General features: G+C 62.1%; 21 protein-coding genes, 2 pseudogenes and 1 riboswitch. Of the genes and pseudogenes, 11 read left to right on the plus strand and 12 right to left on the minus strand.

All coding sequences use genetic code 11. From position 1 onward, the window contains the following. Positions 1 to 91: 91 nt before the first annotated feature. Positions 92 to 763, minus strand: coding sequence for a TetR/AcrR family transcriptional regulator (locus RPMA_RS00585; RefSeq protein ID WP_211911016.1), 672 nt, complete (start codon positions 761 to 763; stop codon positions 92 to 94). 234 nt (positions 764 to 997) lie between these two features. On the opposite strand from RPMA_RS00585, the gene RPMA_RS00590 reads away from it, so the two are divergent. From RPMA_RS00590 to RPMA_RS00600, 3 genes are all read left to right on the plus strand, one after another. Continuing rightward, positions 998 to 1,540 (plus strand): OsmC family protein, encoded by a 543-nt coding sequence (locus RPMA_RS00590; RefSeq protein WP_211911017.1) that lies wholly within the window; start codon positions 998 to 1,000, stop codon positions 1,538 to 1,540. A gap of 68 nt (positions 1,541 to 1,608) precedes the next feature. Further along, the gene (locus RPMA_RS00595; RefSeq protein WP_408056496.1) at positions 1,609 to 2,736 is read left to right on the plus strand and encodes an acyl-CoA dehydrogenase family protein; all 1,128 of its coding nucleotides are present in this window, start codon (positions 1,609 to 1,611) and stop codon (positions 2,734 to 2,736) included. 76 nt (positions 2,737 to 2,812) lie between these two features. Beyond that, on the plus strand, positions 2,813 to 3,691 hold the full coding sequence (locus RPMA_RS00600; protein ID WP_211911018.1) for a sulfurtransferase: 879 nt from the start codon (positions 2,813 to 2,815) through the stop codon (positions 3,689 to 3,691). A 153-nt stretch (positions 3,692 to 3,844) separates the two neighbouring features. On the opposite strand, the gene RPMA_RS00605 is transcribed toward RPMA_RS00600, so the two are convergent. From RPMA_RS00605 to RPMA_RS00615, 3 genes are read right to left on the minus strand one after another with little or no spacing between them, the layout of a single operon-like run. Further along, positions 3,845 to 4,906, minus strand: a complete 1,062-nt coding sequence (locus RPMA_RS00605) for a phosphotransferase family protein (RefSeq protein ID WP_211911019.1) — start codon at positions 4,904 to 4,906, stop codon at positions 3,845 to 3,847. Positions 4,907 to 4,916: 10 nt separating this feature from the next. Then, positions 4,917 to 6,200 (minus strand): acyl-CoA dehydrogenase family protein, encoded by a 1,284-nt coding sequence (locus tag RPMA_RS00610; RefSeq protein WP_211911020.1) that lies wholly within the window; start codon positions 6,198 to 6,200, stop codon positions 4,917 to 4,919. Between the two features lie 23 nt (positions 6,201 to 6,223). Further along, complete coding sequence (locus RPMA_RS00615; RefSeq protein WP_211911021.1) at positions 6,224 to 6,958, minus strand: SDR family NAD(P)-dependent oxidoreductase; 735 nt, start codon at positions 6,956 to 6,958, stop codon at positions 6,224 to 6,226. Positions 6,959 to 7,051: 93 nt separating this feature from the next. Between RPMA_RS00615 and RPMA_RS00620 the strand changes: the two genes are divergently transcribed. The 4 genes from RPMA_RS00620 to crcB all read left to right on the plus strand — a co-directional run bounded on the left by RPMA_RS00620 (position 7,052) and on the right by crcB (position 10,268). Further along, positions 7,052 to 7,771: a helix-turn-helix domain-containing protein gene (locus RPMA_RS00620; RefSeq protein WP_211911022.1), complete on the plus strand. Its 720-nt coding sequence runs from the start codon at positions 7,052 to 7,054 to the stop codon at positions 7,769 to 7,771. 57 nt (positions 7,772 to 7,828) lie between these two features. Then, the gene (locus RPMA_RS00625) at positions 7,829 to 9,046 is read left to right on the plus strand and encodes an ABC transporter substrate-binding protein (protein ID WP_211911023.1); all 1,218 of its coding nucleotides are present in this window, start codon (positions 7,829 to 7,831) and stop codon (positions 9,044 to 9,046) included. A 117-nt stretch (positions 9,047 to 9,163) separates the two neighbouring features. Beyond that, positions 9,164 to 9,241, plus strand: a riboswitch (Fluoride riboswitch). 26 nt (positions 9,242 to 9,267) lie between these two features. After that, positions 9,268 to 9,876, plus strand: a complete 609-nt coding sequence (locus RPMA_RS00630; protein WP_249225499.1) for a tyrosine-protein phosphatase — start codon at positions 9,268 to 9,270, stop codon at positions 9,874 to 9,876. A gap of 2 nt (positions 9,877 to 9,878) precedes the next feature. Continuing rightward, a complete protein-coding gene (crcB, locus tag RPMA_RS00635; protein WP_211911024.1) occupies positions 9,879 to 10,268 on the plus strand; it encodes a fluoride efflux transporter CrcB in 390 nt (129 codons plus the stop codon). A gap of 56 nt (positions 10,269 to 10,324) precedes the next feature. Here crcB and sucD read toward each other — a convergent pair whose 3' ends face one another. The 5 genes from sucD to RPMA_RS00660 all read right to left on the minus strand — a co-directional run bounded on the left by sucD (position 10,325) and on the right by RPMA_RS00660 (position 16,284). After that, positions 10,325 to 11,212, minus strand: coding sequence for a succinate--CoA ligase subunit alpha (sucD, locus tag RPMA_RS00640; protein ID WP_211911025.1), 888 nt, complete (start codon positions 11,210 to 11,212; stop codon positions 10,325 to 10,327). Between the two features lie 4 nt (positions 11,213 to 11,216). Next, positions 11,217 to 12,413 (minus strand): ADP-forming succinate--CoA ligase subunit beta, encoded by a 1,197-nt coding sequence (gene sucC, locus RPMA_RS00645; RefSeq protein WP_211911026.1) that lies wholly within the window; start codon positions 12,411 to 12,413, stop codon positions 11,217 to 11,219. A gap of 210 nt (positions 12,414 to 12,623) precedes the next feature. After that, the gene (mdh, locus tag RPMA_RS00650) at positions 12,624 to 13,589 is read right to left on the minus strand and encodes a malate dehydrogenase (RefSeq protein WP_211911027.1); all 966 of its coding nucleotides are present in this window, start codon (positions 13,587 to 13,589) and stop codon (positions 12,624 to 12,626) included. Positions 13,590 to 13,883: 294 nt separating this feature from the next. Continuing rightward, the gene (gene zapE, locus RPMA_RS00655; protein WP_211911028.1) at positions 13,884 to 15,068 is read right to left on the minus strand and encodes a cell division protein ZapE; all 1,185 of its coding nucleotides are present in this window, start codon (positions 15,066 to 15,068) and stop codon (positions 13,884 to 13,886) included. A 79-nt stretch (positions 15,069 to 15,147) separates the two neighbouring features. Continuing rightward, a complete protein-coding gene (locus tag RPMA_RS00660; RefSeq protein ID WP_211913367.1) occupies positions 15,148 to 16,284 on the minus strand; it encodes a DNA topoisomerase IB in 1,137 nt (378 codons plus the stop codon). A 224-nt stretch (positions 16,285 to 16,508) separates the two neighbouring features. Between RPMA_RS00660 and acs the strand changes: the two genes are divergently transcribed. Then, positions 16,509 to 18,464, plus strand: a complete 1,956-nt coding sequence (acs, locus tag RPMA_RS00665) for an acetate--CoA ligase (RefSeq protein WP_211911029.1) — start codon at positions 16,509 to 16,511, stop codon at positions 18,462 to 18,464. 21 nt (positions 18,465 to 18,485) lie between these two features. Here the strand turns inward: acs and RPMA_RS00670 are convergent, their stop codons facing one another. Beyond that, positions 18,486 to 18,779, minus strand: coding sequence for a hypothetical protein (locus RPMA_RS00670; protein ID WP_211911030.1), 294 nt, complete (start codon positions 18,777 to 18,779; stop codon positions 18,486 to 18,488). 497 nt (positions 18,780 to 19,276) lie between these two features. On the opposite strand from RPMA_RS00670, the gene RPMA_RS00675 reads away from it, so the two are divergent. Then, positions 19,277 to 20,401 carry a Kelch repeat-containing protein gene (locus RPMA_RS00675; protein ID WP_211911031.1) on the plus strand — a complete coding sequence of 375 codons (1,125 nt, stop codon included), beginning with the start codon at positions 19,277 to 19,279 and terminating at the stop codon, positions 20,399 to 20,401. A gap of 393 nt (positions 20,402 to 20,794) precedes the next feature. Then, positions 20,795 to 21,308, plus strand: a pseudogene (locus tag RPMA_RS00680) (L,D-transpeptidase). A gap of 48 nt (positions 21,309 to 21,356) precedes the next feature. On the opposite strand, the gene RPMA_RS00685 reads toward RPMA_RS00680, so the two are convergent. Further along, positions 21,357 to 21,914 carry a thermonuclease family protein gene (locus tag RPMA_RS00685; RefSeq protein ID WP_211911032.1) on the minus strand — a complete coding sequence of 186 codons (558 nt, stop codon included), beginning with the start codon at positions 21,912 to 21,914 and terminating at the stop codon, positions 21,357 to 21,359. Positions 21,915 to 22,119: 205 nt separating this feature from the next. Then, complete coding sequence (locus RPMA_RS00690) at positions 22,120 to 22,332, minus strand: DUF1674 domain-containing protein (protein WP_211911033.1); 213 nt, start codon at positions 22,330 to 22,332, stop codon at positions 22,120 to 22,122. Between the two features lie 190 nt (positions 22,333 to 22,522). On the opposite strand from RPMA_RS00690, the pseudogene RPMA_RS00695 reads away from it, so the two are divergent. Beyond that, positions 22,523 to 23,862, plus strand: a pseudogene (locus RPMA_RS00695) (RsmB/NOP family class I SAM-dependent RNA methyltransferase). The last annotated feature ends 34 nt before the right edge of the window (positions 23,863 to 23,896 follow it).

Below are 23,896 nucleotides of genomic sequence, written 5' to 3' on the forward strand. Positions count from 1 at the left end.
CTATCTAGTTTTAAAGTTCGCGTTAAAAACACGAAGAACTGAACAATTCGTCAATTCTATGTGCATCGTGATTTCGCTGAATAAACCGCAACTATTCGACGACACTAAGGTCTTCCTTCGCCAATGCAGCAGCGCCGCCCTGGAGAACGACCGTTCTCTTGCGCTTCGGCTTGGCGGGGCCGCAGGCGGCATCGAGCAAGGCCTTTGCGGCCTGGTCTGCAGCGTCGGCAACGCTCGGGTCGCGCGTCACCATTGCGGCGACGATCGCGCCGTCCATCAACAGGCCGATTTGATGCGCGAGGGCATCCGGCCGAGCCGCACCCGCGGCGCCGGCGAGTTCGCCTATGCGCTTGAGAACAAAGGTTTTATGCTGAATTGTGAGGTCCCGCAGCCGGGTCTCATCTTTAGGGTGCTCGCCGACCGCGTTGATGAAAACGCAGCCCGTATAGCTCTCTTCACCGAACCATTTTTTCAGCGCCGGAAAGATCGCATCGAGTTTCTCGCGCGGTGCGGAGGGTGTCTCGATGGCACCGAGAAACCAGGAGCGCCAGCTCTTGCCCTCGGTCTCGAGCACGGCTTCCACCAGATCTCCCTTTGATTTGAAGATCTTGTAGAGCGTCGTCTTGGCCGTCCCGGCCTCAGCCACGATGGCGTCGATGCCGGTGGCGTTGATACCGTTTTTGCAGAACAGCCGCGTGGCCGCGTCCATCAACCGGTCACGCGGCGTGGTCTTTTCGGCGTCCTGAGGCATTGCAGCGGTCATTACCGCGTCAATATGACATGCCCCGGCCCGACTGCAAGCGAGGCACGGGCGACCTGATCAAGATTCGAGCGTTTGGCGGATGAATCGGCAGTGATGACCGCTGATTGGGCAGGGGCGTTGAGGCCATAACCTCCACAACCCATTGAAAACATTGACCTCGGCTTGGACCGTGCCGTTGGCACGCATCGTGCAAAGCTACAGACCGTTCTGTATCTTTCTCGAAGGGAGACGTCCATGACCGCTGTTGCCGCCAAGACCGCTCTGACCGGCTGCCTCGCACCGATCGACAAGGGTGGGCTCGAACAGCTGATCGCCAATGGCAAGGCCAATCCGAACGTCATCAAGACGCTCAAATGCAAGACCGTTGCCGAAGGCAAGTTTCGCCACGCCAACTATATCCGCAGCCTGCCGCCTTACATCGTCGACGAGCCGCCGGCGCTGCTCGGCGACGACACCGCGCCAAACCCGTCTGAAGCCTCGCTCGCCGCGCTTGGCTCCTGCCTCGCCGTCGGCCTCCACGCCAATGCCGTGCATCGTGGCTGGACCGTCAACAAGCTCGAGCTAGAGCTCGAAGGCGATCTCAACATCACCGCGGTCTGGGGCACCGGCGATATCAGCGAGAAGCCGGTCGGCTTCACCGACGTGCGCGTGAAGGTCGAAATGGAATGCGAAGGCATTCCGCAATCCGACGTCGATGCGCTGATTGACCACGTGAAGAAGTGGTCGCCGGTGGCCAACACGTTCACACGTCCCGTCAATCTCGAAGTCACTGCCTGAACATGAGTTACGCGGCCGCAGCGATGCGGCCGCCTCGTCTCTTTTCTCGCAGGACGGTGGAGATCGACATGACCATGACGGCGCTGTTGCGAAAATCAGATGAAGGAACGGAAGAAGCTGAGCCGCTTGTCGATCGCATCGCTGCTGTCGCACGCCGCGAGCTGACGCCGATCGCGCTGGAGATCGACGAAGGAACGATCTATCCCGATCAAGCCTTGCGCCATCTCGGCGATATCGGCGCGTGGTCCGCGCATGCCGATCTCCGCGACACGATAAATGGCATCTCTGTTATCGGCGAGACCTGCGGCTCCACCGCTTTCATGGCCTGGTGCCAGAACACGCTGGTCTGGTACATACTGAACTCCGACAATGCCGCGCTGAAAGCGAAGTATCTGAGCGCCACCGCAAGCGGCAGGACGCTGGGCGGCACCGGTCTCTCCAATCCCATGAAGAGCTTCTTCGGAATCGAGAAGCTGAAGCTGAAGGGCAAGCGCGTCGATGGCGGCTATGTCGTCCGCGGCGCGCTGCCCTGGGTCTCCAATCTCGGCCCCGATCATCTGTTCGGCACGATCTTCGAGGCCGAGGAGACCGGCGAGAAGGTGATGTTCATCGCCGATTGCGTTGATGAGAATCTCTCGCTGACGCCTTGCAAGCCATTTCTCGCCATGGACGGCACCGGCACCTACGCCGTGCAATTTCGCGACGTCTTCATTCCCGACGATCAGGTGCTGGCGGCACCCGCGATGCCTTTCGTGAAGAAGATCCGTGCCGGCTTCATCCTGATGCAGATGGGCATGGGCCTCGGCCTGATCAGGGACTGCGTTGCCATCATGGACAGCGTCAAGCCGTCGCTCGCCCACGTCAATCGCTTCCTGCCGCAGCAACCCGAGGATTTTGCCGGTCTGCTCGCGAAGATGGAGGCCGAAACGATGATGCTGGCTGCGACACCCTACGAGACCAGCAACGATTACTGGCGCGCGGTTGTCGATCTGCGCCTGCGCGCCGGCGACGCGGCGGTGGCCGCCGCCCATGCCGCGATGCTGCATTGTGGCGCGCGCGGCTATCTCAAATCCCATCGCGCGCAGCGGCGCCTGCGCGAGGCCTATTTCGTGGCGATCGTCACTCCCGCCACAAAGCAGCTCCGGAAGATGCTCGCGGACAATGCGCGCGAACAGCAAGGAGACCACGCTCATTGACTTAAGTCAGGGCGCCAGACGGCACGGCCGACTACCAACGGTTCAACAGCGATGCACAACAGAGTGGAGGCTTGAAATGGCAGATGTTCTCATTTCCGCAGACGACCTCGCGACGTTCATGAAGCACGAGCCTTGTGTCATCATCGACACGCGCAATCCCGACGCCTATGCGGCCGGGCATATTCCCGGCGCTGTCAATCTCCATGAGATTTTCACGTTCCTCGCCACATCGACACCCGAGGGCATGGACGAATTGAAGAAGAAATTCGCGGACGCTTTCGGCGGCGCGGGTCTTTCGGGCACCGAGACCGCTGTGATTTACGAACAGTCGATGAATTCCGGTTTCGGCCAATCCTGCCGCGGTTACTTCCTGCTGGAATTCCTCGGCTACCCGAAGATCAAGGTGCTGCATGGAGGCTTCGACGCCTGGACCATGAAGGGTCTGCCGACCACCACGGATGTCCCGGCGCTGAAGCCCGCATCCTTCGCCATCAAGCCGGAGGCCGGTTCAATCCTGATCGATGCCGCCACCATGCAGGCCGCACTTGGCAATCCGTCGATCGCCATCCTCGACGTGCGCGATGTCGATGAATGGATCGGCGAAAGCTCATCGCCCTATGGCAAGGATTTCTGCCCGCGCATGGGCCGCATCCCTGGCGCCGTCTGGATCGAATGGTATCGCATGATGAAGCCGACCGGCGAAGGGCCGCGCTTCAAGTCGAAAAACGAGATCCTCGCCGAGTGCGCCACGGTCGGCATCACGCCATCCACCACGGTCTATCTCTATTGCTTCAAGGGAGCGCGTGCATCGAACACGTTCCTGGCGCTGAAGAATGCCGGCGTGATGGATGTGCGGATGTATTTCGGTTCGTGGAACGAATGGAGCCGCGATGTGAAATATCCGATTGAGGAGGGATTGCCCGTGGTCGGAGAAAAACAGGCGGTGGCGGCGTAAGCGATCGCTTCACACTCTCGCTGTCGTCGCCCGGCCGTGCGCGCAATTGTGCGCTAGGACCGGGTGACCCAGTAAACACCGGCCTCACTGTTTAGTTATGCTGATCTGTGTTTACTGGATCACCCGCTTTCGCGGGTGATGACAGATGGAGTGTCATCCACCCACCTTCCCGCGCTCCAGCCATCCCAGCGCGCGCTGGAACAGTTTGATGCATGACCGATGCAGCCGATCGCCCGTCGCCGGCGCGGCAAGTCCTGCACATGCACGGGCATAGGTGCCTTCGAGGATCAGGCCGAGCTTGTAGCAGCCGAGTACGCCGTACCATTGCAGCTGCGTGCAATCGCGCGGCGAGTTCGCCGCGTAATGCGCCATCAATTCGTTGATCCGCGCAAAACCATCCCACGGCTTGATACCGATCTCGGACGTCGTGTGTCCCTGCTCGTCCGGCCATGTCGCCATGATCCAGCCCATGTCGAGCAGGGGATCGCCGATGGTGCACAGCTCCCAGTCGACGATGGCCGCGAGCTCGGCTCTGTCTGGGCGAAACATCACATTAGCGAGGTGATAGTCGCCATGCAGAATGCCGGGCGCGAATTGCTTCGGGCGATGTGTGGTCAGCCAGTCCGCGACGGCATCGATGCCCGGGATCGCGGATGGACCCGGCCATTCCTTGTAATCGTGATAGCTCTCCAGCAGCGCGCGCCAGCGCGGCACCTGGCGTTCGAGAAAGCCGTCGCTCTTGCCGAAATCCGCGAGACCCGCTGCGGCGTGATCGACACGCGATAGAGCTAGAGCACCATCCACCAGCGCAAAACCCATGCGGCGACGGATCGCGGCGTCGCCGGCATGCAATGACGGCAATGCGACGGTGGCATTGAAGCCGTCGATGGGCTCCATCAGATAAAACGCCGCACCGATCACGTCGGTGTCGCTGCAGGCGGCGATCAGGCGCGGATGCGGCACCTCGGTCGATGCCAACACACCGAGCACGCGCGCCTCGCGCCGGTTGGTGGCATTGCCATCGCCGCGCGGATGCGCCGGCGAGCGGCGCAGCACATAAGAGCGACCGTCACGCGCGAAGCGCAGCAGCACATTCTGCGTTCCACCAGCCAGCGGTGTCACGGCTTCAAGCGCGCCGCGCCCGAGCTCTTGCGCATCCATCCAGCCGCGGAGCGCATCGAGATCGACGAGTTGCTGCCAGGCTTCCTCGCTCATGACATCGCCCTCAATGCGCGTCGCGCGGCACGATGTCGGGATAGTGCTCGCGCGCCCGCTCGCGCACCTGCGGCAGGTGATACGCCGGGAACAGAGCGTTGGTCGGCATGTACGCGCGCAGCACTTGCTTGGCGACGGTGACCTTGTGCACCTCGGTGGGACCATCCGCGAGGCCAAGGAAATAGGAATCGATCACCTGCTGCGCGAACGGCATCTCGCGTGAAAGCCCGATGGAGCCGTGCAAGTGCAGCGCGCGGCCGGCGATATTGTGCAGCACCATGGGCATCGCCGCCTTCACCGCGGCGATATCCTTCAGCACTTTCTTGTAGTCCTGATGCTTGTCGATCAGCCATGCCGTGCGCAGCACCAGCAGGCGGAACTGTTCCAATTCGATCCAGGAATCGGCGATCTTCTCCTGCACGGTCTGCTTCTCGGCCAGCACCTCGCCTTTGGTGCGCCGTGACAGCACGCGCTGGCACATGGCATCGAAGGCGGTGCGCGCCGACGCGATGGTGCGCATGGCATGATGGATGCGGCCGCCACCGAGCCGCACCTGCGAGACGAGAAAGCCGCCACCCTCGCTGCCGAGCATGGCATCTTCGGGCACTTCGACGTTCTCGAAACGCAGATAGGCGTGGGAGTCGATGTGATCGCCATAGCCGGCATTGCGGACGATGGAGAGACCCGGCGCTCCCGCCGGCACGATGAACATCGAGCAGCGCGACGCCAGCGGCGCTTCCGGATTGGTCACCACCATCACGATGAAGAAGGCCGCGAAGCGGGCATTGGAGGCGAACCATTTCTCGCCGTCGATGCGCCAGCCGGTTGTGGTGCGGGTGGCGCGTGTCGTGAAAACGCCGGGATCGGCGCCGCCTTGCGGCTCCGTCATGGCGAAGCAGGACACGATCTCGTTGTTGAGCAGTGGCTGAAGATACTGCGTCTTCTGCGCAGCGGTGCCGTAATGCGCAAGAATCTCGGCATTGCCGGAATCCGGCGCCTGGCAGCCGAATACGGTCGGCCCATAGGCGGAGCGGCCGATGATCTCGTTGAGCAGAGCCAGCTTGACCTGCCCGTAGCCCTGACCGCCGAGCTCGGGGCCGAGATGGCAGCCCCACAGTTTCTGCGCTTTCACCTTGGCTTGCAGCGGACGCACCGCTTTGTTGCGGGCTTCATCCTGCGTGTCATAGGGACTGCCGAGCAGATGATCGAGCGGCATCACCTCCGTCTCGATGAACGCGGCAACCCAGTCGAGCTGCTTCTGATAGTCCGGATCGGTTTCGAAATCCCAGGCCATGGCGGTTCTCGCTTCTTGTGGGGTTAAAGGATCAGGCCGCCATCGACGATCAGGCTCTGGCCGACGATGTAGGACGACAGCGGCGATGCCAGGAACAGCGCCGCGCCGGCCATGTCGGCCGGAGTGCCCAATCGCTTCACGGGAATGCGTTCGAGCGCGCCTTCCAGCCGCTTGGGATTCTTGGTCGTCACCTTGGTGAGCTTGGTATCGACGAGGCCCGGCGCGATGCCGTTGACGCGAATGCCGTCTTCCGCCCAGGCCACGCCCAGCGTCCGAACCAGACCGACAGCGCCGGTCTTGGACGCATTGTATGAAGGGTTGCCCTTGGTGGCGTGGAAGGCTGCGGTGGATGAGACGATGATGAAACTGCCGCTGCTCGCCTTCAGCATCGGATGAAATTTTGCACCGCAAGCCATCAGGCTCATCAGATTGACTTCCATCACCTTGCGAAACCCGTCCATGGCGAATTCGCCGCGCTTGTAGAGCACAGTGCCTTGCGCCAGCACCAACACGTCGAGCTTGCTGAAGGCCGGCTCGATCGCCTCGATCTCGGCTGCGTTGCTGACATCCAGCTTGGCATAATGCAGGCCGGTGAGATCGGAGCCTTCCTCGCCTTTGTAATCCGCCGCCGTCGCACGCGTGCCATAGACATGGACCTCGGCGCCTTTCTCGCGGAATCCATGGGCGACGCCGTTGCCGATGCCGCTCGATCCTCCGACCACGAGGACGGTCTTGCCGCTGAAATCCAGCTCGTTCATGGCGTTCTCCCTTGTGCACTGCGAGATTAGGTCGCTCGCTTAAAGCAATTGACCTAATTTGAACCCTGTGACAGCGTTGTCAATATGGCGGATGTGAGCACCAGGGATTTGCTGAAGATCGCGGCGCGGCGCCTGTTCGCGCATCGCGGCTATGACGGCGTCAGCGTGCGCGACATCGTGCTCGCTGCCGGCCAGCGCAATTCCGGCTCGCTGCATTATTATTTCGGCAGCAAGGATGAACTCGCGCGCGAACTGGTTGCCGATGGCGCCAAGCTGATCGATGACCGACGCAATGCGATGCTCGATGCGATCGAGGCCCGCGGCGGGCCGCGCAACTTGCGTGAGATCATCGGATGCCTGGTCTGGCCATCCACCGATCTCGCTGGCGACGGCAGCCAGCCGCCGAAAGAAGACACCTATATCCGCTTCATCACCATGCTGCAGATGAGCCATCGGCAGATGTTCATGGATGCGCTGGAGGGCAAATGGGCGTCGGGCTATGACCGCGCGCTCGTCCATATCCGCGAATTTCTGAAGGAGATCGACCCCGATCTCGTCAATCAGCGGCTGATGCTGATGTCGCTTTATCTGCGCGCCGCGATGTCGTCGCGCGAGGCAGCGCTGGAAGGCGGCGCGTCGCATCGCGTCTGGAGCGCGGAGGCGACGATGCAGAATTTCATCGACACCATCGAGGGCATGCTGAAGCCGAAGCCGTCAAAAGGCACGCAGGATGCGATGGCGCGCCGCAAACGCGGCGCAGCCTCGGCACGGCGCAGCCGCACGACCAACAGAGAGGATTTGCAAGCGATCTGACAGTTCGACAACGGCACGCAACACAGAGTGCGGCCAAAATAAAAGGGGAGATACGCCATGACGATACGTGTTGCTCTCGCGGCAGCCGGCGCATTCATGCTGGTCGCCACTCATCCCGCCACCGCCCAGAAGAAATACGAGCCGGGCGTGACCGATACGGAAGTGAAGATCGGTCAGACCATGCCCTATAGCGGCCCGGCTTCGGCCTATGGCACCCAGGGGCGGATCGAAGAAGCCTATTACGAAATGATCAACGCCAAAGGCGGCGTCAACGGACGCAAGATCAAGACGATCTCGCTGGACGACGCCTATTCGCCGCCCAAGACGGTGGAGCAGACGCGGCGACTGGTCGAGCAGGATGAAGTGCTGGCGATCATCGGCACCATCGGCACGCCGACCAATTCGGCGATCCAGAAATATCTCAACCAGAAGAAGGTGCCGCAGCTCTTCATCTCGACGGGAGCCGCGAAGTGGGACGATCCAAAGAACTTCCCATGGACCACGGCACTCTATCCGCCCTACCAGATGGAGGGCATGATCTTCGCAAAGTATCTGCTGAAGAACAAACCGAACGCCAAGCTCGGCGTGTTTTCGCAGAATGACGATGCCGGCAAGGATTATGTGAAAGGCCTGAAGGATGGTCTCGGCGAGAAAGCCAAGACCATGATCGTCAAGGAAGTCACCTATGAGGTCTCCGAGCCGACAGTGGATTCGCAGATCGTTGCGTTGAAGGCATCCGGCGCCGATACGCTGTTCACGATGGCGACGCCAAAATTCGGCGCGCAGGCGATCCGCAAGGTGCACGAACTCGGCTGGAAGCCGCTGAATTTCGTGGTCAGCGTGTCGTCCTCCATCAAGGGCGTGATGGAGCCGGCGGGCAACGAGGCCTCGACCGGCGTGTTGACCGCACTTGCCTTCAAGGGGCCGACCGATCCGACCTGGGATGGCGCGCCGGACATGAAGGAGTTCAAGGAATTCATCGCCAAATGGTATCCGCGCGGCGATATCGCCGATGGCAGCAATGTCACCGGCTATATCTCGGCATACATGACCGTGAAGATCATCGAGATGTGCGGCGACGACCTGACCCGCGAGAACCTGCTGAAACAGGCAACCAATCTCAACAAGGTCGTTGCCCCGCTGCTGCTACCCGGCATCTCGATCTCCACGCGCCCGGACCGTTACGCGCCCTATACGCAGATGCAGGTCGCGAAATTCGACGGCAAGACCTGGGTGCCTGAAGGCGAGGTGTTCAATACGGATAGTGAGAAGTGAGGATCGCTTAGCCCGGATGGAGCGCAGCGCCATCCGGGCTATGCCATAGACTCGTTCTTACGCATGGGCTTTCACCGTGTCCGTTGATTGACACCGCTATCGATCGACCGCTATGGGAGATCGCACGGCAATGGATTCTGCCGGGCCATCCTGGCCGAACCGCTTCCGAGAGAAGCTGATGACTCCTACTCAACTCGCCATCGCGGCGAAGGAGTAGAGTCGTGCGCAGATCCAATCCATTTTCACATTCGTGGCGTTTGGCGTTGCCGTGGCTGAAGGGCCTTGGTCAATCTGTCGCGATCGCTGCCCTGCTGGCTGGGAGCTGGGCTGGCTATCTCCGGCTGACCGGTAATTTCCATCCAATCGAGAACGGAGTGGCCTATCGCTCCGGGCAATTGAGCGGTGATCAGTTCGTCTACCGCATTCGTGTCAATAGCATTCGCACCATCGTGAATCTGCGCGGCAGCAATCCGGGTCGGTCCTGGTATGATGATGAAATCAAAGCAAGTACTGCGACGGGCGTCGTGCATATCGACTTTCCAATATCGTCGGGCCGCGAGCTGACCGACGATCAGATCGTTCAGTTGACGACGCATCTTCGCACAGCGGCTCGACCGATCCTCATTCATTGCGAGGCAGGGGCCGATCGGACGGGGCTCACGGCCGCGCTCTACCAGCTTGTCATTGCCGGACGCAGCACAACGGAGGCGTCGCAGCAGTTGTCGTTCCGTTACGGACACTTCCCGTGGCTTGGCAGTTCCACGGTCGCCATGGACAAGACATTCGATCGGGTCGTCGCGCGCCTCAACGCCAGTGGACGGGGTGAGTGATCATGCGCAACATCATCATCGTCTTGATCGGATCAGGCATCGGCGGCGCGCTGCGTCATCTCTGCAATGTGTTTGTCACGAGCCTGACCGGCACGTCATTTCCGTGGGGCATTCTCGCGATCAATGTCTTCGGCTCCACTCTGATGGGCATGGTGGTCGGCTGGTGGGCTTTGCACGGCAGCGCCTCGCAGGAGCTGCGGCTGTTCCTCACCACCGGCATCATCGGCGGCTTCACGACATTCTCGACGTTCTCACTGGATACTGTGCTGCTGGTCGAGCGCGGCAATGCGGAGCTCGCCGTGGTTTACGTCGCCGCATCCGTCGTATTGTCGCTGCTCGGCTTGCTCGCGGGGATGTGGTTCACGCAACTCGGAATTACGAGCCTGCGCTAAAACAAAAGGCCCGCTCTTCCGAGCGGGCCTTTTGCATTCACTCCGTCACCCGCGGCTTACTTGCCCGCGAGCACGTCCACCAGCGTGGTGCCGAGGCGGGCCGGCGATGGCGAGACGCGGATGCCGGCGGCTTCCATCGCTGCGATCTTCGACTGGGCATCGCCCTTGCCGCCCGACACGATGGCGCCGGCATGGCCCATACGGCGGCCGGGAGGTGCGGTGACGCCGCCGATGAAGCCGACCATCGGCTTCTTGCGGCCGCGCTTGGCTTCGTCCTTGATGAACTGCGCCGCGTCTTCTTCCGCCGAACCACCGATTTCACCGATCATGATGATCGACTCGGTCTTGTCGTCGGCCAAAAAGAGCTCGAGGATGTCGATGAACTCGGTGCCCTTGACCGGATCGCCGCCGATGCCCACCGCCGAGGTCTGGCCGAGGCCGGCCTGGGTGGTCTGGAACACAGCTTCATAGGTCAGCGTGCCGGAGCGCGACAGGATGCCGACCTTGCCGGGCTTGAAGATATTGGCCGGCATGATGCCGATCTTCGATTCACCGGCGGTGACGACGCCCGGGCAGTTCGGCCCGATCAGGCGCGACTTGGAGCCGATCAGCGAACGCTTCACGCGCACCATGTCGAGCACCGGAATGCCTTCGGTGATGCAGACGATCAACGGGATTTCCGCATCGATGGCTTCGCAGATCGCGTCGGCTGCGCCCGGCGGCGGCACATAGATCACCGACGCATCGGCGCCGGTCTTGTCGCGTGCTTCCGCCACTGTGTCGAACACGGGCAGGCCGATATGGGTCGAGCCACCCTTGCCCGGCGAGGTGCCGCCGACGACCTTGGTCCCGTAGGCGATCGCCTGTTCGGAATGGAAGGTGCCGTTCTTGCCGGTGAAGCCCTGGGTGATGACCTTGGTGTTTTTGTCGATCAAGACTGACATGAGCTTACTTTCCCTTCACCGCATTGACGATCTTCTGGGCGGCGTCGTCGAGATCGTCGGCCGGCAGAACATTGAGGCCGGACTCGCGGATGATCTTCTTGCCTTCCTCGACATTGGTGCCTTCGAGGCGAACAACCAGTGGCACCTTGAGGCCGACAGCCTTCACCGCGCCGACAACGCCGGCGGCGATGACGTCGCACTTCATGATGCCGCCGAAGATGTTGACCAGGATGCCCTTCACGTTCGGATCAGCCGTGATGATCTTGAACGCAGCAGTCACCTTCTCTTCCGAAGCGCCGCCACCGACGTCGAGGAAGTTGGCCGGGCTTTCGCCGTACAGCTTGATGATGTCGAGCGTGGCCATTGCGAGGCCGGCGCCATTGACCATGCAGCCGATGGTGCCGTCGAGCGCGATGTAAGCGAGGTCATACTTCGATGCCTCGATTTCCTTCGCGTCCTCTTCCGTGGTGTCGCGCAGCGCGACGATGTCGGCGTGGCGATACAGCGAGTTGGAGTCGAACGACATCTTGGCGTCGAGGCACTTGAGCTGGCCCTGCTTGGAGACGATCAACGGATTGATCTCCAGCATGTCCATGTCCTTGGCGATGAACGCCGTGTAGAGCTGCTCGACCAGCTTGCCGGCCTGCTTGGCCAGATCGCCGGTGAGGCCGAGCGTCTGTGCCACGGTGCGGCCGTGATGCGGCATCACGCCGGTCGCCGGATCCACCGAGAAGGTGATGATCTTCTCAGGGGTGTCGTGGGCGACGTCCTCGATGCTCATGCCGCCTTCGGTCGAGACGACGAAAGCAACGCGCGAGGTTTCGCGATCGACGAGCAGCGAGAGGTAGAACTCCTTCTCGATGTCCGAACCGTCTTCGATATAGAGGCGGTTGACCTGCTTGCCGGCGTCGCCGGTCTGCACGGTGACCAGGGTCGCGCCGAGCATTTCCTTGGCGAACTGCTTGACCTCATCGACGGACTTGGCGAGGCGGACGCCGCCCTTGTCACCGGCCGAGGCTTCCTTGAACTTGCCCTTGCCGCGACCGCCGGCATGGATCTGGCTCTTCACGACCCAGAGCGGGCCGCCGAGCTGGTTCGCTGCGGCTTCGGCTTCTTCAGCCTTGAGCACGGGCACGCCTTTAGAGACGGGCACGCCGAACTCCTTCAAGACGGCTTTCGCCTGATATTCATGGATATTCATAAGATGCTCCCGAACCCCCGATGGTGAAATTGGAATTCACGCCGTTTTCTCTGAATTGGCATACCGTATACCACGCATACGACATGTCAAAGAGTGGCGGTAATTCCGTGTGACGGACGAAGTTGGCCGGGTGGGTTCGTCGCAGGGATGGCCAACCACGTCAAATGCAAAACCGGCACCCCAGGGGTGCCGGTTCATGTCATCCAAGTTTTAGCCGAGCAGGTCGGGCGCGATCTTCTTGCAGGCGTCCATCAGGCCGACCACCGAAGCGACCGATTTGTCGAAGCCTTCCTTGTCCTTGCCGGCGAGTTCGATCTCGACGACGCGCTCGACGCCCTTGGCGCCGATCACAACGGGCACGCCGACATACATGTCCTTGACGCCATATTCACCGTTGAGGTGAACGGCGCAGGGCAGCACGCGCTTCTTGTCCTTGAGATAGCTCTCGGCCATTGCGATGGCGGAAGCGGCCGGGGCGTAGAAGGCCGAACCGGTCTTGAGCAGGTTGACGATCTCGGCGCCGCCATTGCGGGTGCGGTCGACGATTTCGTCGATGCGGGCCTGCGAGGTCCAGCCCATCTTCACGAGGTCGGGCAGCGGGATGCCGGCAACGGTGGAATACTTGACCAGCGGCACCATGGTGTCGCCGTGACCGCCGAGCACGAAAGCGGTGACGTCCTCGACCGAGACGTTGAATTCATCGGCCAGGAAGTAGCGGAAGCGCGCCGAGTCCAGCACGCCAGCCATGCCAACAACCTTGTTCGCGGGAAGGCCGCAGGCCTTCTGCAGCGCCCAGACCATGGCGTCGAGCGGGTTGGTGATGCAGATCACGAACGCGTTCGGGGCATACTTCTTGATGCCTGCGCCCACCTGCTCCATCACCTTGAGGTTGATCGAGAGCAGATCGTCGCGGCTCATGCCCGGCTTACGCGGCACGCCGGCGGTGACGATGATGACGTCCGAACCTTCGATCGCTTCGTAGGAATTGGCACCCGAGAGCTTCGCGTCGAAGCCATCGACCGGCGACGACTGGGCGAGATCGAGCGATTTGCCCTGCGGGATGCCTTCGGCGATGTCGAACATCACCACGTCGCCGAGTTCCTTGAGGCCGACCAGGTGAGCCAGCGTTCCGCCGATCTGACCCGAGCCAATCAGTGCGATCTTATTACGCGCCATGAGAAAATATCCTTTGAACCCGCAGGGGTGGGAGGAGGGAGCAGTCAATGCCGACAGGGTGGTTATCGCTTTCGCCGCAAGCGTTCAAGTCAACCCCTGCCCATTTGTCGAGCGGGAGACCAGCGATGCGGATTTGGGAAGGAGGCGGCCTGGTATACCTAGCCTCTGGACCGTAGGGCGGATGAGCGAAGCGTCATCCGCCGGCCGAGTTTATCGTTGAACTCCGCGGCGGATGACGGCTTCGCCTCATCCGCCCTACGTTTCTCGCAATGACGGTTACGGGGTGGAGAGGTTCTAAGTCTCCACCAGCCCCGTCGTGGCCCCGCTCGCCGTGGAGTCGCTGCGCCCGTGAGGCAGCGCCAGATAAGTCTCGGAACCCATCTCGAACAGGCGCGATGCCGTACGGACGAATTCGAATTTCTCGGTGCCCTGATCGGCTGAATACAGGTCCGGCGGTTCGGCGGCCGCGGTGGCCATCAGCTTTACGCCGTTGTCATAGAGCGTGTCGATCAGCGAAATGAAACGCTTGGCCGCGTTGCGGTTGGCTTCGGTCATCGCCGGCACGTGTTCGATGAACAGCGTATGATATTCATGCGCGAGCCTGAGATAGTCGCTTGCTCCGAGCGGCTTCTCGCAGAGATCGTTGAAGGTGAAACGCGCGACGCCCTGCGCCTCGAACGGCACATGCAGCTTGCGACCTTTCACCGCGAGTTCGCGCGACTTGCCTTGCGCGCCGCCCGTGAGTTTCGTGAAAGCCGCATCGAGCGCAGCCTTGGCCACAGCATCATCCGGCACCAGCCAGCTTTTCACACCAACCAGTTTTTCCATGCGGAAATCGGTGCGCGAGTCGAGCTTGCGCACTTCCATATGGTCTTCGATCTGCTTGATGAAGGGCAGGAACAGCGCGCGGTTGAGACCGCCTTTGTAGAGATTGACCGGCTCGACATTGGAGGTCGCGAACACCACGGTGCCCTGCTCGAACAAGCGCGCAAACAGGCGGCCGAGGATCATGGCGTCGGCGATGTCGGTGACGTGAAATTCGTCGAAGCACAGCAGCCATGCTTCCTCGAAGATCGAATTGGCGGTCAGCGCGATGACGTCGCCATCCGGGATCGCGCCGCTCGCGATTTTCTGGCGGAAATCGTAGATGCGCTCGTGAGTATCGGCCATGAATTCATGGAAATGCGCACGGCGCTTGTGTTCGACCGGGCTGCTCTCGAAGAACAGGTCCATGAGCATGGTCTTGCCGCGGCCAACCTCGCCATGGACGTAGAGCCCCTTTGGCGGCTGTGCATCCTTGTCGCCGCCGAACAGGCGGCCGAAGAAACCCTTTTTGCGCGGCGGCTCGTAGGTGGCGAGCTTGGCGTCGAGCGCAGCGATGGCTTCGACAGCCTGCGCCTGAGCCGGATCGGCCTCGATGGTACCGGCGGCGACGAGGGTGTTGTATTGTTCGCGAAAGGACGTTTGCGGTGCGGGCATGGGCGCCTAACGGCCCCAAGCGCCCACAAATTGCAAGATGCGAAATCGGATCAGCCGCTATGCTCTTGCGAAAAGGAGGCTATCCGGCTTCAGCCACCACGTGCGCCAGCAATTGTTCGCGCTTGGATTGCGAACGGTAGCCGCTCTGCTTGGCAGCGATCCGCGCCAGTGCGCCACTTTCAAACGCGGTGACGATGGTGTCGTGGACATAGCTTTTGCGGCAGATGGTGGGCGTGTTGGACAGTTCGTCCGCAGCGGACCGTACGGCCTCCAGCACCTGCTTCTTGCGACCTCGCACCGATTCGGCCGGCTCGATATGCGCCAGGGTTTCGACCACCGTGGCCGATGCCATCAAGGTGCGAAAATCCTTCAGTGAGATCTTGATCCCGGCGATATCGCGCAAAAAGGCGTTCACCGCGGCCGTGTTCACTTTATGGATGCGGCCGACCTTGTCGTAATACTGGAACAGCCGACGGCCCTTCACTTCGTGCAGGATACCGATAGCCCGCACGAGTTTGGTCGCGTCGCATTCCTTGCGCACGGCCTTGCCGCCCTTGGCCTTGAAGGACAGCACGACGCATTTTCCGTCGATCTGCACATTCGACTTCATCAATGTGGTAGCGCCGCGGGTGCCGGAAAGCTTCATATAGCTCTCATTGCCGGCACGGATCGCAGTGCGGGTAACCAGTTCGATCACGGCCGCCAGCGCAAATTCGCGCGTCGGCTCGTCGCCGGCGAGATAGTGCGACACGCTGCGACGGATCTTCGGCAGGGCATTCACGAGCCGCGCCAGCCGGTTGGCCTTGCGATGCTCGCGCACCTTCTCCCAATCGGCGTGATAGCGATATTGCAGGCGCCCGGCGGCATCGCGACCGACGGCCTGCAGATGCAGGTTGGGATCCACGGCGTAGCGCACATCCACATAAGCAGGCGGCACCGCCATGGCGTTCAACCGGCGGATGGTGCCGGCATGGCGGATGCGCGTGCCGTTTTCGCGGATGAAGGAATAAGCCTTGCCGCTCTTGCGGCGGCGGATGGTCAATTCCGACTGATCGCCGAGGGTAAGGCCGAGTTCACGCGCCAGGGCTTTGACCGTGCTTTTGCCGCGGAGTTTCGGCTGCTGGTCGGCCAGCTTACCGGCAAGCAACTTGGCCGCCGACAAGGCCGAACGCGGTGTCGCACCGCGGGTCGCTGTGAAATTCTGCTGCTCCATCATGGCCTTAGGTACTTTCTCGTCCTCACCCTTCGTCGCGATAATGCGAATCACAGGATTTTCGTTCCTGCGTCGCGTTCGCCGGGCAGGTATCGCAACCGACGAAAGGGTGAGACGCGGCGACCTTGTTTGGGCCACCCGCCCCGACGCATAATTGGAACATCGAGTGAGGCGCGGCCTGCAGCGCGGGGCGGGTCTCATGGCTGCGAGACCGACTGGAGGGATGGATGTCCGACAAGATTTATGACGTGCCGAGCGAATGGACCTCGCGGGCCTATCTCGACGACGCGAAGTACAAGGAGATGTATGCGCGCTCGATCAGCGACAGCGACGGTTTCTGGGCCGAACAGGCCAAGCGCCTCGACTGGACCCACGCGCCGACCAAGATCGAAAACACCTCCTACGCGCCGGGCAATATCTCGATCAAATGGTTCGAGGATGGCGTGCTCAACGCCGCCTATAACTGCATCGACCGCCATCTGCCGAAACGCGCCAACCAGACCGCGATCATCTGGGAAGGCGACGATCCGTCGCAATCGAAGCACATCACCTATCAGGAGCTGCATGACGAAGTGGCCAAGATGGCCAATGTGTTGCGCAACCGGAATGTCGGCAAAGGCGACCGCGTCACCATCTATCTGCCGATGATCCCCGAAGCCGCCTATGCGATGCTCGCTTGCGCACGTATCGGCGCGATCCATTCGGTGGTGTTCGCCGGTTTCTCGCCAGACTCGCTGGCGCAGCGCATCACCGATTGCAAATCCAAGATCATCATCACCGCCGATGAAGGCCTGCGCGGCGGCAAGAAAGTGCCGCTGAAGAAGAATGTCGATGCGGCCGTGGCCAAGGTCAACGAAAAGGCCGGCAATGTGGACTGGGTCGTGGTGGTGAAACACACCGGCGCTGCCGTCGATATGGATCCGGCACGCGACTTCTGGTACCGCGAAGCCGCCGAGATGGTCACCAACGAATGCCCTTGCGAGGAGATGAATGCGGAAGATCCGCTGTTCATCCTCTACACGTCAGGCTCCACCGGCACGCCGAAGGGCGTGCTGCACACCACCGGCGGCTATCTCCTGTTTGCGTCGATGACGCATCAATATGTGTTCGATTATCACGAGGGCGACATCTACTGGTGCACCGCCGACGTGGGCTGGGTCACCGGCCACAGCTATATCCTCTACGGGCCGCTCGCCAACGGCGCGACTACGCTGATGTTCGAAGGCGTGCCGAACTATCCGGATAATTCGCGCTTCTGGCAGGTGATCGACAAGCACAAGGTCAACATCTTCTACACTGCGCCGACTGCGATCCGCGCGCTGATGCAGGCCGGCGACGAACCGGTGAAGAAGACTTCACGTGCGAGCCTGCGCCTGATGGGTTCGGTGGGCGAGCCGATCAATCCGGAAGCGTGGGAATGGTACTACCATGTCGTCGGCGACGGCCGTTGCCCGATCGTCGATACCTGGTGGCAGACCGAAACCGGCGGCATCCTGATCACGCCGCTGCCCGGCGCAACCAAACTGAAGCCGGGCTCGGCGACGCGGCCGTTCTTCGGCGTGGTGCCCGAGATCGTCGATGCCGATGGCAAGGTGCTGGAGGGCGAGACCTCGGGCAATCTCTGCATCGCAAAGTCATGGCCGGGCCAGATGCGCACGGTCTATGGCGATCACGAGCGTTTCGAACAGACCTATTTCTCCACCTACAAGAACAAGTATTTTACGGGCGACGGCTGCCGCCGGGATGCCGACGGCTATTACTGGATCACCGGCCGCGTTGACGACGTGATCAACGTGTCGGGCCATCGCATGGGCACCGCGGAAGTGGAGTCGTCGCTGGTGGCGCATGACAAGGTGTCGGAAGCCGCCGTCGTCGGCTATCCCCACGACATCAAGGGGCAGGGCATCTACGCCTATGTGACGCTCATGAACGGCGTCGAGCCGACGGAAGAGCTGCGCAAGGAGCTGGTGGCCTGGGTCCGCAAGGATATCGGCCCGATCGCCTCGCCGGACCTGATCCAGTTCGCACCGGGCCTGCCGAAGACCCGCTCGGGCAAGATCATGCGGCGCATCCTGCGCAAGATCGCGGAAGATGAGCCGTCGTCGCTCGGCGACACCTCGACGCTGGCGGATCCGGCGGTGGTCGATGATCTCGTCGAGAAGCGGCAGAACAAGAAGGGATGAGGCTCCGGCTTCGTCCGCCGATTATGCGTGCATATCGACGGATGTGAGCTGTCCCTGATAGCGCTGCATCATGCTCAAGGCAGCGCTCAGTCGCGCGGCGGAATCATTTTCCCCGCGCGACAGCGCTGCTTCGATGCCGCGGGCAGCGCGCTGCATGAAGTTGACCGGCTCGCTGTCCGTCTGCATGTCCACGGGAACGCCGGTTCGCGCATCGATCTTCATCGTCATGCCGAGAAACGGCGTGCTGTCGTCCATGCTCATGGCGCCGCTGCGGATCTGATTGTTCATCCAGTCGAAGAGTTGTTGCCTTGTCATGCCCGTGAAATCGGCTTTGCCAAATTTGGCCGATGGCTCGGTAGCCGCACCGTCAGCGGCGGAAGCGTCGCTTGCAGACTGTACGGGCAAAGCGGCCTCTGTGACCGCGGACATTTGCCTGGGCTGGTAGACTGACGATCCAGTTTCGACACGCATGGGCCTCGCTCACTATCTCTCGCGCCAGATTTCACCGCTACGGGGACCATCATGCGACGATCACCCGTCGCCCCCTCGAGCAAGTCGCAGGCCAACATCAGGGAGGCGCAAATCCCGCGGGAATCCGCCGTTTTCCGGCCAGGCCGCTTAGACAGACCATCGACGCTACGGTATTATTTGCCGGCGCCCGGCAGCGTTTGCCGTATCAACCTTTAAAATGCGCGCCTCGCCTGACGGGTGTCGCTTCGGCGCTTTGCCTCGTCGCCGAGCCATCCTAACCTTCGCTCAGTCAACGAGGCGGCCCGCTCCTGCGGGAGGCCGATCAAGCGGGAGAGACGACCATGGATCGCCGTTCCTTTGTTCTCGGCGCCGCCGCTGCCGTCGCGAGCGCGACTGCGGCACATGCCCAGCATGCCGGCCACCACCCCGCACTCCCCGCCGCGCCATCCTCTCCCGAGCCCTACGCAAAGCTGCAAGGCGGTGTTCCGCATCACATGACGCCGGAGCAGGAGGCACAGCGCGTCACTGATAGTCCGGCACCGAAAGGCCCGCCCGGCAAATGGCAGCCACGTGCAGCACTGCCGCTGCCGCGCAGCGAAATGGCGTGGGCGACGGCCTGGGCCGATCGCATGCATATCGTCGGCGGCTATGGCGAAGGCCGCGTGGACCGGCCCTATCATCACGTCTATGACGCCGCGAAGGATCAGTGGTTCAACGCAGCACCACTGCCGCGTGGGGCCAATCACGTTTCGGTCGCAGCGGACAACGGCCGCGTCTATGCGCTCGGCGGCTTCATGCAGCAGAACCGCGGCTCTGATCACAACACTTACGCTTATGACGTTGCCGCCGATCGCTGGGACAGCATCGCGCCGCTGCCGCGTCCGCGTGGTGCGGGTGCAGCTGTGGCGCTGAACGGCAAGATCCATCTGATCGGCGGCGCATCGGAGCCCGCAGCCGAACGCGCCAGTGTGAGCTGGCACGAGGTCTATGACCCCAAGACCGACAAATGGGAGACACGAAAGCCGCTGCCCGGCGCGCGCGATCATGTCGGCTGCGTCGCTTATGGCGGCGTCATCCATGTCATCGGCGGGCGCTTCAACACCTTCGAATACAATACCGACCTGCATCACGTGTATCTGCCCGAGCGCGACACCTGGGAGCTGCGCAAGCCGCTGCCGGTGGCCCGCTCCGGCCATGGTCTCGTGATCTATCGCGACCGGCTGTTTGCGATGGGCGGCGAGGCCGGGGTGGTCCGCGACGGCAAGATCACCCAGGCAGAGGTGTTCGGGCAGATGGAGAGCTACGATCCGAAAACCGACAGCTGGCAGAGCCACACCCCGATGCTGACCCCGCGCCATGCGGTGGGCGCCACCGTGATCGGCGACTGGATCTATGTGGCCGGCGGCGGTGCCGTGACCGGTGGCGCCGTGCAATCGGCGATCCATGAGGCGTTTACGCTGGGGTGAGGCCAGGCTCGCGGTCGTAGGATGGGTAGAGCGCAGCGAAACCCATCATTCCGTCGGTGCGGCAAACCCGGCCGATGGGTTTCGCTCCGGCTTAGGCCTCCGCTCTACCCATCCTACGGCCACGGCGCGTGACGCTTTCACGCATCCCTCACGCCATTGTCAGCCTGTCCTCACCCGCTCCCGTCCATTTTAGAGCGAGTGTTGTTTCCCGGACATTTACTTTGTTTGCGAGTTCCCCTCATTAAGCGCCACCGCGGTGCGGTTCTCGTGCCGCTGGAGACCGGCTGTTTACGCGGCCGGTTGAAGCTCCCTGATGTTGCAATTTTGTGCTCACCCGCAAGGGTGGAACGACCTCGCCCGGCCGAATCCGGCGAGTCGAATTTGGAGAAGTCGATGTCTTCGAAGATTGCAGGTGCGTTGGCCGCATTGGTTGTCGCCGGCACCTTGGCTGCGACGTCCGCGCAGGCCGCCCCAGCCTTGTCAATTTCCGCGGCGACTATGCGCCCGGCACCATCGTGGTGAAGACCGGCGAGCGTAAGCTCTATCTGGTCACCGAGCCCGGCGTCGCCGTCCGCTACCCCGTCGGTGTCGGCAAGCCCGGCAAGCAGTGGGCCGGCGTCACCAAGATCGACGGCAAGTATCGCCAGCCCGCCTGGTCGCCCCGGCCGATGTGAAGCGCGACAATCCGCGTATCCCGGACGTGATCCCCGGCGGCTCGCCCGCCAATCCGATGGGCGTCGCCGCCATGACCCTGGCCGGTGGCGAATATGCGATTCACGGCACCAATGTGCCGAAATCGATCGGCGGCTACGTCTCTTACGGCTGCGTGCGCATGTATAACGAGGACATCACCGACCTGTTCTCGCGCGTCTCGGTCGGCACGCAGGTCGTCGTCACCCAGCGCTGAATATTGTCGCTTTCGACGTGACAAAGCCGCGCCCTCTGCGCGGCTTTGTCATTTGTCGCACCAACCACCACGATAACCGCCGCCATAGCTGCGCGCGAAGCCGCCGGCGAGCAGGGCAGCCGAGACGTCTGGCGTACGGCGGGTGGCAACACTCGCGACCACGCGCCCGGGATATTTGTCCGGCCCGATATTATAGATCGTCACGCCGCCTTCCCTCAGCATTCGCTTCAAGGCGGCGGTGGCGTCTTCGGCGAGGCGAATCTCTGTCGTGCACTGACCCTTCAACTCGGGAGCATCGATGCCGCGCAGGCGAATGCGCGCGGTGAGGTCGTCGCCCTCAGCGAGATGTACGCGTGCACTAAATGTGTCGCCATCGATGGTGTAGAGCACATCGACCATATGGCGATCGTCACGGCTGCCAGATCTCTGCACGATCGCATTCGCGTCGCGCTCGGCCTGGGTCTCGTCATGAAAGACCGCCGGCAGCCAGCGCTTCAATGGCAGCGCGGAGCCCACGGCCATTCCAAGCACAAAGATCCACGGCCACAGGCGCGACAGGCGCGCCCGCCATGGCGACGCATGATGGATGCGCGATGCTGGCGGCATGGGACGGCGATCAACAGAGGTTATAGAACACGAACGAATTGAAGACGCTCGGTCACCTCTCCCCACCGGGGAGAGGTCGATCGGCGAAGCGTCGCGAAGCCGAGCGGGTGAGGGGCACCACACGTGACGTCGCCCGCCGCGCCCCTCACCCGCACGCAAAACGCGCGCGACCTCTCCCGGTGGGGAGAGGTGAAGAAACGCCGCGTCAGAAATCCGACGCGATGCCTTTGCGTTCCCAGTCGCCGAAGCGGGTCGGCTCGGGTCCATCCGGTCCTTGCAGTTCCTTCGCGCTGGGCTTCGGCGCAGCGGCTGCGGCACGGCGCTCTTCGGCCTCTGCGAGAGCGCGTTTCGCAGCGGGGGACAGTATTTTTTCCAGCGCCGGCTCGGGCACGATGGAGTGATCTGGTTTGTCGTTCATCTCGATGATCCCTGTAAGCGGCAAGGGTCCGCACACGTTACCGATTTCGCTTCCAACCGCTATTGTGCGACACTGCGCATATAAGGGCGATTCTTACATTTGGCATATTCGCGTGCGACAGAATCGGTCCCGCCCGCTGGCGCCGGCCGAAATTCTCGCCATTCCTGCCCTTCCACCGTGATGTTGTTGCATGCCGCAAGTGAAATACGCACCGCCACCCGAGGTCCCCGGCCTCGCCGCGCGACGCATCGCAGCCGACATTCTCGATGGCGTGCTGCAGAAGCATCGCACGCTCGATGACCAACTCGAAGGTTCTGCTGCGCATCCCGGCCTGAAGACGCTGTCGGATCGCGACCGCGCGCTGATGCGTCGCCTTGTCGCGACGATTTTGCGCCGGCTCGGCACGCTCGGACAGATCCTGTCACGCCTGCTCGATCGCGGCATTCCCACCGATGCGCCGCGCGCGCAAAGCGCACTTTTGATCGGCGCTGCGCAGATTCTCTGGATGGACGTGCCGGATCACGCCGCCGTCGATCTGTCGGTGCGCATGGTGCAATCGGATCGTCGCGCAGCGAAATATGCCGGACTGGTCAATGCCGTACTGCGCCGCTGCGCGCGCGAGGGGCATGATCTGATCGCGGAATCCGCCGGACAGAGTCTCGACATTCCGCCATGGCTGTTCGCCCGCTGGTCGGCGCATTACGGCGAAGCGACAGCGCGCGACATCGCGACGGCACTCAGCCACGAACCATCCCTCGATCTCACCGTGAAGTCCGAAGCCGAAGCCTGGGCGACGCGCCTGCATGGCGAAGTGCTGCCCACCGGAACCGTGCGCACACTGCTGCAGGGCTCAGTGACCATGCTGCCCGGCTTCAATGACGGCCAATGGTGGGTGCAGGATGCCGCGGCGGCATTGCCGGCACGGCTGTTCGGCGATCTCCAGGGCAAGCGTATCGTCGATCTCTGTGCCGCCCCGGCGGCAAGACCGCACAGCTCGCGCAAGGCGGCGCAGATGTCGTTGCCGTGGATCGCTCTCCCAACCGCGTGGCGCGATTGCGCGAGAATCTCGCGCGATTGTCGCTACAGGCCGAAACCATCGTCTCCGATGGCACCGAATATCCGGGCGAAGGCTTTGACGGCGTTCTCCTGGACGCACCGTGTTCCTCCACCGGCACCATCCGCCGACATCCCGATGTCGCCTGGCTGAAACAGGAGGCCGACATCACCATGCTAACCGCCTTGCAGCGACGTTTGCTGGCCAAGGCCGTGACCATGCTGAAGCCCGGTGGCATGCTGGTCTATTGCACCTGTTCAATGGAACCCGACGAGGGCGAGCACGCCATCGCCGATCTGCTGGCGAATGACGGCAGCATGCGGCGCATGCCCGCCACCGCCAGCGAAGTCGCAGGCCTCGCTGAAATCATCACGCCGGATGGCGACTTGCGTACGCTACCGAGCCATTTGCCCCATGCCGATCCCCGACTTGGCGGGCTCGATGGCTTCTATGCGGCGCGACTGATCAAATCCTGATATCCACGGGATAACCTCCTGATTCGGCAGGCGT

This window comes from Tardiphaga alba (assembly GCF_018279705.1).
Taxonomy (GTDB): Bacteria; Pseudomonadota; Alphaproteobacteria; order Rhizobiales; family Xanthobacteraceae; genus Tardiphaga; species Tardiphaga alba.